The 10,827-nt window shown below is 65.1% G+C and carries 11 protein-coding genes and 1 pseudogene; 9 read left to right on the forward strand and 3 right to left on the reverse strand.

Annotated features, from left to right (window positions below; genetic code table 11):
- The first annotated feature begins 11 nt into the window (after positions 1-11).
- From PLN84_RS11510 to PLN84_RS11540, 7 genes are read left to right on the forward strand one after another with little or no spacing between them, the layout of a single operon-like run.
- Positions 12-107, forward strand: a complete 96-nt coding sequence (locus PLN84_RS11510; protein ID WP_348532089.1) for a hypothetical protein — start codon at positions 12-14, stop codon at positions 105-107.
- A complete protein-coding gene (gene trpD / locus PLN84_RS11515; RefSeq protein ID WP_292383339.1) occupies positions 104-1,120 on the forward strand; it encodes an anthranilate phosphoribosyltransferase in 1,017 nt (338 codons plus the stop codon). The genes PLN84_RS11510 and trpD overlap by 4 nt, the downstream gene beginning before the upstream one ends.
- On the forward strand, positions 1,117-1,872 hold the full coding sequence (locus tag PLN84_RS11520) for an indole-3-glycerol-phosphate synthase (protein WP_292383338.1): 756 nt from the start codon (positions 1,117-1,119) through the stop codon (positions 1,870-1,872). The genes trpD and PLN84_RS11520 overlap by 4 nt, the downstream gene beginning before the upstream one ends.
- Positions 1,869-2,444: a phosphoribosylanthranilate isomerase gene (locus PLN84_RS11525; protein ID WP_292558811.1), complete on the forward strand. Its 576-nt coding sequence runs from the start codon at positions 1,869-1,871 to the stop codon at positions 2,442-2,444. Before PLN84_RS11520 ends, PLN84_RS11525 begins: the two co-directional genes overlap by 4 nt.
- Complete coding sequence (trpB, locus tag PLN84_RS11530) at positions 2,441-3,613, forward strand: tryptophan synthase subunit beta (protein ID WP_292383334.1); 1,173 nt, start codon at positions 2,441-2,443, stop codon at positions 3,611-3,613. Before PLN84_RS11525 ends, trpB begins: the two co-directional genes overlap by 4 nt.
- Positions 3,610-4,443, forward strand: coding sequence for a tryptophan synthase subunit alpha (trpA, locus tag PLN84_RS11535; protein WP_292383332.1), 834 nt, complete (start codon positions 3,610-3,612; stop codon positions 4,441-4,443). The genes trpB and trpA overlap by 4 nt, the downstream gene beginning before the upstream one ends.
- Positions 4,440-5,543 (forward strand): ATP-NAD kinase family protein, encoded by a 1,104-nt coding sequence (locus PLN84_RS11540; protein ID WP_292383331.1) that lies wholly within the window; start codon positions 4,440-4,442, stop codon positions 5,541-5,543. The genes trpA and PLN84_RS11540 overlap by 4 nt, the downstream gene beginning before the upstream one ends.
- A gap of 723 nt (positions 5,544-6,266) precedes the next feature.
- Here the strand turns inward: PLN84_RS11540 and PLN84_RS11545 are convergent.
- Positions 6,267-7,157 (reverse strand): annotated as a pseudogene (locus tag PLN84_RS11545) (Na/Pi symporter); the annotation flags it as partial.
- A gap of 112 nt (positions 7,158-7,269) precedes the next feature.
- On the opposite strand from PLN84_RS11545, the gene PLN84_RS11550 reads away from it, so the two are divergent.
- Positions 7,270-7,935: a cytochrome c biogenesis protein CcdA gene (locus tag PLN84_RS11550; RefSeq protein ID WP_292383329.1), complete on the forward strand. Its 666-nt coding sequence runs from the start codon at positions 7,270-7,272 to the stop codon at positions 7,933-7,935.
- 31 nt (positions 7,936-7,966) lie between these two features.
- On the opposite strand, the gene PLN84_RS11555 is transcribed toward PLN84_RS11550, so the two are convergent.
- Positions 7,967-8,935 (reverse strand): ABC transporter permease subunit, encoded by a 969-nt coding sequence (locus PLN84_RS11555; protein WP_292383328.1) that lies wholly within the window; start codon positions 8,933-8,935, stop codon positions 7,967-7,969.
- Positions 8,936-9,306: 371 nt separating this feature from the next.
- Here PLN84_RS11555 and PLN84_RS11560 point away from each other — a divergent pair, with 371 nt between their 5' ends.
- The gene (locus PLN84_RS11560; RefSeq protein WP_292383326.1) at positions 9,307-9,990 is read left to right on the forward strand and encodes a hypothetical protein; all 684 of its coding nucleotides are present in this window, start codon (positions 9,307-9,309) and stop codon (positions 9,988-9,990) included.
- A gap of 58 nt (positions 9,991-10,048) precedes the next feature.
- Here the strand turns inward: PLN84_RS11560 and PLN84_RS11565 are convergent, their stop codons facing one another.
- On the reverse strand, positions 10,049-10,783 hold the full coding sequence (locus PLN84_RS11565) for a winged helix-turn-helix transcriptional regulator (protein WP_292383325.1): 735 nt from the start codon (positions 10,781-10,783) through the stop codon (positions 10,049-10,051).
- Positions 10,784-10,827: the final 44 nt, after the last annotated feature.

Below are 10,827 nucleotides of genomic sequence, written 5' to 3' on the forward strand. Positions count from 1 at the left end.
GGGAGTTCCCGATCGAGGGGGTGCAGTTCCACCCGGAGAGCATCCTCACCCCCGAGGGAACCCGATTGGTGGCGAACTTCCTCTTCGGCCCGGGAGGTGCGGCATGATTCGCGAGGCGATCGTCCGGGTCTCCTCAGGCACGAACCTCACCTCGGCCGAGGCGGGAGGGGTGATGGAGGAGATCATGCGGGGCGCGGCGACACCCGCCCAGATCGGCGGATTTCTGACGGCACTCCGGATGAAGGGGGAGACAGTTGCAGAGATCGCGGCGTTCGCCCGGGCGATGCGGGCCGCCGCCGTCCCGGTCTCTCTTCCCGCTCAGGAGGCGCGGGTGGATACCTGCGGGACCGGAGGCGACGGTGCGGAGACGTTCAACATCAGCACCGCTGCGGCCCTCGTCACGGCCGGAGCGGGCGTCCCGGTCGTGAAGCACGGGAACCGCGGGGTTTCGAGCAGGTGCGGTTCGGCCGACGTCCTCGAGGCGCTCGGGGTCACTGTCGCGATCCCGCCCGAACGGGTGGCGGGCGTCCTCGCGGCCGCCGGGATTGCGTTCCTCTTCGCCCCGGCCTACCACCCGGCGATGCAGTACGCCCGGCTCGCCCGGCAGGAGATCGGGATACGGACGGTCTTCAACCTCCTCGGCCCCCTGACGAACCCGGCAGGCGCGGGATCCCACCTGCTCGGCGTCTACGACCCCCGCCTGACCCTTCCGGTCGCCCGGGTGCTCGGCGACCTCGGGGCGGAGCGGGCGATGGTCGTCCACGGCGCAGGCCTCGACGAGATCGCGACGGCCGGGCCGACGACGGTCGCGGAGCTCCGAAACGGCGAGGTAACGACGTATACACTCGACTGCACGGAGTTCGGGATCGCGTGCTCGCCCGTCGCCGCTCTCCGGGGAGGCGGGCCCGAGGAGAACGCCGCGACCCTCCTTGCTGTCCTATCGGGCGACAACGGTCCCGCCCGGGACATCGTCCTCCTCAATGCGGGGGCGGCGATCTACCTCGGCGGGAAGGCCGACGGCATCGCCGGGGGCATCGCCCGTGCCGAAGTGTCGATAGACTCGGGGGCGGCGCTCGACCGGCTCCGCCGCCTTATTGAGGCGACCGGAGGCGCAACATGATCCTCGACGAGATCGTCCGATCGACCCGCGAGCGCCTCCGGCACCTCGATCAACCGGTCGGCGATCCCGATCCCCTGCCCCGCCGGAGCCTCGGAGCGTCCATCCGTACCTGCGGGGAGAGACATGCAATCATCGCTGAAGTGAAGTTCGCCTCCCCGTCGCACGGGAGGATCCACGACAGCTGCACCCCCGAGGCGATTGCCCGGGAGTTCGTCGTCGCCGGGGCCGCCGGGCTCTCGGTGCTGACCGAGCCCACCTACTTTGGGGGGAGCCCCGAGTTCCTCGTCCGGGTGCGGCGTGCGGTCTGTGTCCCCATCCTCAGGAAGGACTTCATCGTCGACGTCCGCCAGCTCGGCGAGACCCGGGCGCTCGGTGCCGATGCTGTCCTCCTGATCGCCAGGGTGCTCGGTGATCATCTCTCCACGTTCGTCGACGGGGCGCTCGCGCTCGGGCTCGAGCCGCTCGTCGAGGTCCACGACCGAAGCGAGATGGAGCGTGCTCTCGCGACGAATGCGACCCTCATCGGGATCAACAACCGCAACCTCGAGACGATGATGATCGATCTCTCGACAACTGTCCGCCTCGCGGGGGCGGCACGCGACGCGGGGAGGATCGTGGTCTCGGAGAGCGGCATCACGTGGCCCTACGACGTTCGGAGCCTCTCCCGGCACTGCGACGCGTTCCTGATCGGGTCCGCCCTGATGTCGGCGCGAGACCGGCGCAAACGACTGGAGGGGTTCGTATTCGCGTGAAGATCTGCGGGATGACCAGCGTTCGCGACGCACTCCTGGCCGTGGCGGCCGGAGCCGACGCGATCGGCGTGGTGCTCGCGAGCCCCTCGCCGCGTTCGGTGACCCCTGAAGTGGCCCGTGAGATATTCGCGGCGGTCCCGCCGTTCGTGACCACGGTCGCGGTCACCTCGACCACCCGGCCCGAAGATCTGCCGGGAATCCTCGCCCTGCGCCCGGACGCGGTGCAGGTGGCAGGCGGTCTCGCCGTGCCGCGCGACGCGGGGGTGCGGGTCATCCGGATGCTTGCGCCTGGCGAACCCCTGCGGGACGACTGCGACGCGGTGATCGTCGATAACAGCCACGGGACCGGGCGGGCGTTCGACCCGGAGTATGCCCGGGAGTGCGTGGCCTCCTCACCGGTGCCGGTCATCCTCGCGGGAGGGCTCGCCCCCGGCAACGTCGCCGCGGCAATCCGGGCAGTCCGGCCGTATGCCGTCGACGTCTGTTCAGGCGTCGAGGCGGCGCCGGGAGTCAAGGACCAGCGCCTCATGAGGGCGTTCGTGAAGATATGCAGGATGATGAACGATCTATGAAACCAGGACGATACGGTATATACGGCGGGCAGTACGTGCCCGAGACCCTGATGAGCGCGCTGATCGAGGTTGAGGGGACCTACGCCCGGGTTCGTGAGGATCCGGAGTTCTCCCGCCGGCTCTCCTGGTACCTCCACGAATACGCCGGTCGGGAGACCCCGCTCACCTACTGCGGGAACCTCTCCCGCGACCTCGGCTGCCGGGTTTACCTGAAGCGAGAGGACCTCCTCCACGGCGGTGCGCACAAACTGAACAACACCCTCGGCCAGGCGCTGATGGCGAAGTTCATGGGCAAGCGCCGGCTCATTGCCGAGACCGGAGCCGGGCAGCACGGCGTCGCGACGGCGATCGCGGGCGCGGCCCTCGGTCTCCCGGTCGAGGTCTACATGGGCGAGGTGGATACCCGGCGCCAGGCGCTCAACGTCTTCCGGATGGAACTCCTCGGCGCCCGGGTCGTCCCGGTCGTCTCCGGGACGCGGACCCTCAAAGACGCCATCAACGCGGCGATGCGCGATTGGGTGGCGAACCTCCGGGAGACCCACTACCTGCTCGGCTCCTGCGTCGGCCCGCACCCCTTCCCCCGGATCGTCCGGGACTTCCAGTCGGTCATCGGCGAAGAGGCGCGGCGGCAGATCCTCGAGCGGGAGGGGAGACTCCCCGACACCGTCGTCGCCTGCGTCGGCGGGGGTTCGAACGCGATCGGGATCTTCTCCCCGTTCTCAAACGACGACGTGCGGCTCGTCGGCGTCGAGGCCGGGGGCGAGGGGCTTGAGTCCGGCCATCACGGGGCTTCGCTCTCGGCCGGTTCGGTCGGGGTCTTCCAGGGTGCTCTCTCCTATCTTCTCCAGGACGCCGACGGCCAGGCGTGCGAGACGCACTCGATCGCTGCCGGCCTCGATCACCCCTCGGTCGGGCCCGAGCATGCCATGCTGAAGGACTCCGGGAGGGTCCGCTACGAGGCGGTCACGGACGCCGAAGCACTCCGGGCTTTCCGCTATCTCTCCCGGACCGAGGGGATCATCCCGGCGCTTGAGTCCGCCCACGCGGTCGCCTACGCTCTCCGGGCGGCGGGGGACCTTGACCGTGACGGTATTATCGTCATCAACCTCTCCGGGAGAGGCGACAAAGACGTCGCCGACGTTGCAATGATCCACGGGGGTGCGGCATGAGCCGGATTGAGGCGCTCTTTGCCCGGAAGAATCCGGTCTTTATCGGGTTTACCGTCGCCGGGGACCCGGATGGAGAAAGATCGTTCGGGGTAGCCGCAACGATGGTCGATGCGGGCGTCGACCTCCTCGAGATCGCCGTTCCCTATTCCGACCCGGTGGCGGACGGCCCCGTGATCGAGCGGGCGCATGTCCGCGCTCTCCGGGCGGGCACGACCCTGGACGACGTCTTCGCACTCGTCCGGCGGGTCAGGAAGCACGCACCGGATCTTCCCATCGTCCTCTTCACTTACTACAACGTCGTCCACCGCCGGGGACCCGAACGGTTCTTTTCGGAGGCCGCCGCCGATGCGGACGGGGTCCTCATCGTCGACCTCCCCGTCGAGGAGTCGGACGAGGTTGCGCCGCATGCCGTCCGATACGGCATCGACCGGATTGCCCTCATCGCCCCGACGACCTCGCCGGAGCGGCAGCACGCGATCCTCCGGGAGGCCTCCGGGTTTGTCTACCTGATCTCGCTCGAGGGGGTTACCGGCGAACGCGACCGGCTCCCGCCCGGTATCGCCTGCCTCGTCGGCGCGGTGCGGGAGAAGACGAACCTCCCACTCGCCGTCGGATTCGGGGTCTCGTGCCCGGAACACGTTCGGATCGTCGTCGAAGCCGGTGCAAACGGTGTCATCGTGGGGAGCGCCCTTGTCCGGATCATCGAGGAGCACTCAAGCGACGAGGCCGCGATGGACGAAGCGCTCGCGACGGCGATCAGGTCGCTACGCGGCGGTCTCGTCCCCGACCCCGAACCTGATATACCCCGGCACAAAAGAGTAGAGGGATGAAAAAGACCATCGGTCTCCTGGTCAACCCCCTCGCCGGGCTGGGCGGCGCCGTTGGGCTGAAGGGGACGGACGGGCAGGCGGAGGAAGCCCTCCGCCGGGGCGCGGTTCCGCGTGCCGGCGATCGTGCGATGCAGGCCCTCTCTCTCCTCCGCGACGATGATATCACATGGTACGCCGCTGCAGCGCCGATGGGGGAGGACGTTCTCGTGACGGCGGGGATCGAACGCTTCACCGTTCTCTACCAGCCCGGCACGCCGACCGGCGCCGCCGACACAAAGGCCGCGTGCCGGGCGTTCCTTGATGCCGGGGTCGATCTGATCGTCTTCTGCGGCGGGGACGGGACGGCCCGGGATGTCTTTGACGCCGTAGGCCGGTCGGTCCCCATTCTCGGTATTCCCGCCGGGGTGAAGATGTACTCGGCGGTCTTTGCGGTCAATCCCTCGGCGGCGGCCGACCTCATCCGGCAGGCCGGGCGGATCGCCTGCCGGGACTCCGAGGTGATGGACGTCGACGAGGAGGCTTACCGCTCCGGACGCCTTGCGGCCCGGCTCTACGGCTACGCGTGCGTCCCCTACATTCCGGAGCGGACGCAAGGAGGGAAGCAGGTCTTCGAGCAGCAGGACGAGGAGCGGGCGAAGGATGATATTGCCGCGTTTATCACCGAAATCATGCTCCCGGAGACCCTCTTTATCGTCGGCGCCGGGAGCACGACGGCCCGGGTCATGGAGCGGCTCGGGCTTGCCCCGACCCTCCTCGGGGTCGATGCCGTCAGGAACGGAGAGACCCTCGCCCGCGACGCCGACGAACGGACGCTGCTCGCTCTCCTTGAGCGATACCCGCGGGCGAAGATCGTCGTGAGCCCTATCGGCGCCCAGGGGTTCATCCTCGGGAGGGGGAACCAGCAGGTAAGCCCCGCAGTGCTCCGGAAAGCGGGGCTATCGAACCTGATCGTGGTCGCCACGCCGGGGAAGCTCGCCGGGACCCCCCTGCTGTACGTCGATTCCGGGGATGCGGCGCTCGACCGGGAAGTCGGGGACTCTCTTCTGGTCGTCTCCGGCTACCGGATGGCGCAGAGGAAGCGGGTCATCCACCCGGAGTGACGTTGCCTCGACCGCCTTCTCGCGCGAATACTGCTCGGCGAGTTTGCGAAGGTCCCGCACCTTGGCGTTCGCTGCTTCGATGATGGAGAGGACCTCGAGGTAGCGGCTGTTCCCGAAGTCGCCCTCCTTCTTGAGACTGACGAGCTGTTCGCGGTAATGCTCGTTGATGACACGCTGGAGTTCGATGTCCCGGGCGCGGAGTTCCGCGACGGTCGTATCCCGGATCCGGGGGAAGAGGAGCCCGAGCCCGACGATGTTCCCATCAAGGATCCGGTAGACACTCTCGGTCTTTTTCACCCGGCCGGCAGAGACACCGTTCCCGTCTCGCGACACTCTGCGGAAAAACTCTCCGAGATCCGCCCCAAGGTAACCGAGCCGCCCGATCTCGTTTGACATCCGGACAAGGAAGACTACCTCGGTCGCTTCCGCGTCGGAGAGTTGCCGTGCCGAGATCTGCCGGAGGGCCTGTTCGATCCTCCGGTCCAGGTAGTTGTTCAGGCTCTTGAGTTTCTCAAGCATCTGGTAGTCCGATTCCTTTGAGGTGGCGAGGTAGGTCATCGCCGCCCGGAAGAGGTCGAGCGTGACCTCGTGGGCGTGCTTGAGCTCCTGCTGGATCAGGTCGAATCCCTGGTGCGTATCGTCGGGGAGGCCGCCCTCGAGGTGACGTGTCCGCATCAGGATCTCGGGCTCGCTCCCGGGCACCACCCGTTCGACGATCCGTCCGAACTGCCTGATGAGGAGGAGGAAGACGCCTGCCGTGATCAGGTTGAAGAGGAGGTGGGCGTTCGCCACCATCTGCGCCTCGGTCCCGCCGATCGTCGTCACGATATCGGTGAACGGCACGAGGAACGGGAAGATCAGGAGCACACCGCCGAGGTTGAAGGTGAAGTGAGCGACCGCCGCCCGCCGGGAGTGGAGGCCCATCCGGGCCGAGGCGATCAGGGTCGTCGTGGTCGATCCGATATTCGCGCCAAGCAGGAGCGGTATCGCCTGCGGGAGGGTAAGCAGGCCCTGCTGGGCGAGGACGACGGCAAGCCCGGTCGTGACGGCGCTCGACTGTATCATGGTCGTCACGAGAAACCCGATCAGGATGGCGAGCGGGAGTGCCGAGTAATCCGTGATAAGTCCGATGAGTTCGGGATCGTTCTGGAACGGCGCGAGCGCCGTGGAGATGAGGTTTAAGCTGAAGAAGACCAGGCCGAAGTAGAAGAGGGGTTTCCCCAGGAACCGGTAGCGCCGCCCGAAGATCCCGACGAGGAACCCGACCGGGATCAGCACCTGCCCGAAGGCCGTCATCTTGAAGGCGACGAGCTGGGCGGTGACGGTCGTCCCGATGTTTGAGCCGATGATGATCCCGAGGCTCTGGAGGAATGAGAGCGTCCCGGTGTTAACGAGGTTGACGGTGATGATCGTCGTCGCCGCGCTCGACTGGACGAGAGCGGTGACGACGGCGCCGAGGAGCGCAGCGAGGATGGGCCGCGCCGTCACCCTGCCGAGGACAGCGGCGAAGCTGCCCTTCGCGACCGCGAGAATCTCCCGGGAGAAGTTCTCTATCCCGTAGAAGAAGAGGATCAGGCCAGGAACGACGGCGAATACGAGCTCCCACGGGACCATTGCTGTTCGAGGAGTATGGAGCCTCTGCTCTGAAATACCTCTCTAAATGTATCTCCGTGCCGGAGAGTGCGGAACCGTAGGTATATTTTCGTTCCCGATCCAACCTCTCTTCGTGGCCTCCTTCGACCCCTCGGTCCTCGGCGTCTTCGTCTTCGGCCTCGTCGCCGGGATCTGCCCCTGCAACAGCGTCCTCTGTCTCGGGCTAATAGGCTACCTGACGAGCGGCAAGACGAACCTCACGCTCGCCGGGATCCTCAAATTGACTGTGGCGTTCTCGCTCGGCACGGTCCTCGTCCTTCTGCCGCTCGGGGGGGTCGCGGGATACGTCGGCGAGTACCTGCTTTTCTTGAGTGACACCGTCGCGTGGGGGATCGGCGGGGTGCTGATGATCCTGATGGGGCTGCAGCTCCTCCATGTCTACAAACCGCCGATACGGAGCATCTTCAACCTCTTTCGGGCGCCCGTATCTTACTCCGTTACGGGAGCGTTCCTCCTCGGGCTCTCGTTCGGGGCGATCACCGTGGGGCGCGGAGCGCCGATGCTCCTCGTCGTCCTGACCTACATCGCGCTCTACCAGACGGCTATCGAGGGGCTCTTCACGATCTTTGTGTACGCCGTGGGGCTCGCGATCCCCCTCATCGTGATCAGCTCGCTCGGCGGCGCGGTCGGGAAGAGGATCAAGGAGAAGGCGAGGGTGAGCGGGGAGGCCTTCGACCGGATCGTTGGCGTCGCGATCGTCGTGATCGGGGTTTATTTCCTATATCTGGCGTTTTGGTAAGGGATACAGAGCCCCCTCCTCTCACGAGCGGTCACCGGATATCCATCCGCATGAACCTCGTGTACGCGACGGCGAAGAAAGCGACGGGGTAGATGGTCAGGGCCGCAACACTCGACCATATCCCGCCGAGCGTATCTTCAAGGGTTGCCCCTGATGTCGGGGCGTTGGCGATCCCCTGGATGAGGGCATTGGTTGCCATCTGCGGTGATGCGAGGTTTCCGATGCTCTGGATAAGGTCAAACTGACCGTAATACGCCGTGATTGCTGCCTGGTAACCTTCCGACGAGATATCCCCACCATATGCCGCCGGATCGGGCTCCTCCATCATGAGCGCCATCCCGATATGCGTGGTGGCGTAGGGGAACAGGAAGACGAGGAGGATGAAGACGACCACGGAGAGGAGCAGGGCGCTGCCGCTCTCCCGGCAGAGGGTGGAGATGGCTAGCGCGATGGAGAAGAACGTCACGAGGAAGAGGAGGATGACGCCGGCGTAGGTCAGGATCATCCACAGATCGCCGGAAGAGGGCACGATCGAGAAGACGAGGAGGAGCGCGGTGGATATTGCGAGCACACTCCCGACGACGAGGGCGAGCAGCGCAACGCCCCCGAGCGCCTTGCCGTTGATGATCTCGTCGCGATAGACCGGGTGGGAGAGGAGGCTTTTGAGCGACCGGGACTCCTTCTCCCCGGAGACCAGGCTGAACCCGACGGCGATGGCAAGGAGCCCCCCGTAGGAGACCAGCGTCCGGAACATCGAGGAGTAGATGCCCTCGACCGGGGGTTTTGCGGGCATCATCCCGGCCGGTCCGTCGAACCGGTCTTCCATCGCCGCCAGTTGCTGGGCATACCTATCCAGTTCTCTCTCGTAGCTCCCGACCCCGCTGTAGGTTCCCACCAGGGCGATGACGAGGAACAGGGCGAGGATCACCAGGAACCGCCAGCCCGTGATCTGGTCGGTGAACTCTTTTTGGGCCACGGTGAAGACCCGTTCCGCCGTCATGTGTTATCACCGGTCAGTGTACATATATCTATCTTCATGCTCGTTCTCCGTCCGTGGTCGCAAGAGTGCCGCAGGCCCGCGACAATACGCGGCATCGCCCCTTAAGTGACAATCGAGGTTTTTCCGCCGCCCGGAACGGGCAAGGATTACTCAGATGCACTTCCACGGGTGTTGCCGTCTTGAGACTGGATCGTTACTCCATATACCTTTTCTCTCACATTCCTCTACACGTCGGGGCGTGAGAGGAGTGGATCCGACCAGTGGCCGCGGTACACCGACGATACTCTGCACCGGTCACATTTCGGAAACTTCAAGCCCGGCCGGTCCCATACTGACTTTAACCACGCCGGTTCCATCGGCCCGGAACTACCATGAGACGACCGATCCTTGCCGTCACCGTCGGAGTAATAACTGTCTACGCCTGCATGCACTTCTTCATCTTACCGGAGGCTCCGGACGTCACCCGTATCGAGAATATCACCCATCTTGAGTCCCCGGCGTACAACCCGGCCATCCTGGACCTCTGGGAGATCGCCGTCGATAGCACCGGCGTCGAGAACGAGTCGGCGAGACTGCTGCGACTGGAGACCAACATCGCCGGGGACGGCGCGATTCGGGTGATATGGCTCTACTTCTACGGCGATAAGAACGGCGAACAGCACGGCTACGAGGCGTATGTGGGGCCGGGCGGAACAGTATCGGCCAAATCGCAGAAGTTCAATTTTTCCGTGCAGGGGGTGCACCCCCTTGAACTCTTGCGGGAGGTCGACGCTATCGCCCTGGAGGATATTCCCTCCCGGGACCGGGGTATGAGGCTTCTTGTGAGCGTGAACGCGTACGGGGACCACTACAACGAGACCCGGGGAAGGCTCTACGAGGTCTTGGATGGAATATTCCGCCCGGTGAAAGAAGTGATGTTCGGCCCGGACGCGCGCTGGTACACCATCACGATCACTCCCCACCGGAGCCCGGGATCTCCACCATCTCCAGAAGAGGTTCTTATTGCGTTCACCCGGCAGGATCTCGCGGCAGCCGAGTCCGTAGTCTACGGGTAGGTGAGCGTCGAGAACCGGGACTCATTCATCGCCTCCAGCCCAACTGCCCCCAGGTGACCTAACCGGTTGCGTCTGCGCCCCTATTCGCCCGGAATACGATACCCCGCCGGGGGAAATAGCGCACCAGCCTTCCGTCCTTCTCGCTCCGTACGGCACCGTCCCGGATGAGCAGCGACATATGCCAGGTCACCGATGCACCGGAGATCCCGAGCGCGGATGCGACATCTTTTCGCGCTATCCCTGGATTCCGCGTGATGAGATCGAGGATCTCTCTCCGCGTCCCACTGAGAGAATAACTCTCTCCCTCATGCCCCCTCTTGCCGTTCGCATAATACCGCACCTGCCCGTGGTCGTGCTCCGCGAGAATCTTTCCCGTCTCGCGGAGGATTGCAAGGTGGTACCGGAGGGTTCCTGCGTTAACGCCCAGCCTGCAGGAGAGGAAGGCGTAGTTGATCCCGGGGTTCTCCCGGATGCAGAGGTACGCCGCACGGCGGGTGTCGTGTTCGAGAACGTTCTTTCTGGAGATCCTCCTCTGGCCGAGAATGAGCCATACGGTTACCGATATGAGGAATTGGACCGGGAGGAAGAGCAGGGGGGCGGTCATGAAGACGAAGTCGAGCAGGATCAGTTTGAGCGGCACGTTCCAGATGTACTCAGGGACCGGATCGCCCGGTATCGTTTCCGGATACTCCCATTCGCTCGGCTCTGTGCCGGCAGCGCTCCCCGGGGTGATGAGCAGCATGAGGACGATGAGGAGCAGCGCAGTCCTCGCGAGGGGGAGTTGATGCGACATTAAAGAGATCAGGTTGCCGTGAGTATAAAAACGGTGCTATTTTG

Origin of the sequence: Methanoculleus sp. (genome assembly GCF_035363275.1) — an archaeon.
Taxonomy (GTDB): Archaea; Halobacteriota; Methanomicrobia; order Methanomicrobiales; family Methanoculleaceae; genus Methanoculleus.

Excerpts from the sequence above, each read along its gene's own strand:
- trpD (WP_292383339.1), top strand. The coding sequence starts at position 104 with ATGATTCGCGAGGCGATCGTCCGGGTCTCCTCAGGCACGAACCTCACC.
- PLN84_RS11520 (WP_292383338.1), top strand. The coding sequence starts at position 1,117 with ATGATCCTCGACGAGATCGTCCGATCGACCCGCGAGCGCCTCCGGCAC.
- trpB (WP_292383334.1), top strand. The coding sequence starts at position 2,441 with ATGAAACCAGGACGATACGGTATATACGGCGGGCAGTACGTGCCCGAG.
- trpA (WP_292383332.1), top strand. The coding sequence starts at position 3,610 with ATGAGCCGGATTGAGGCGCTCTTTGCCCGGAAGAATCCGGTCTTTATC.
- PLN84_RS11540 (WP_292383331.1), top strand. The coding sequence starts at position 4,440 with ATGAAAAAGACCATCGGTCTCCTGGTCAACCCCCTCGCCGGGCTGGGC.
- PLN84_RS11555 (WP_292383328.1), bottom strand. The coding sequence starts at position 8,935 with ATGACGGCGGAACGGGTCTTCACCGTGGCCCAAAAAGAGTTCACCGAC.
- PLN84_RS11560 (WP_292383326.1), top strand. The coding sequence starts at position 9,307 with ATGAGACGACCGATCCTTGCCGTCACCGTCGGAGTAATAACTGTCTAC.
- PLN84_RS11565 (WP_292383325.1), bottom strand. The coding sequence starts at position 10,783 with ATGTCGCATCAACTCCCCCTCGCGAGGACTGCGCTGCTCCTCATCGTC.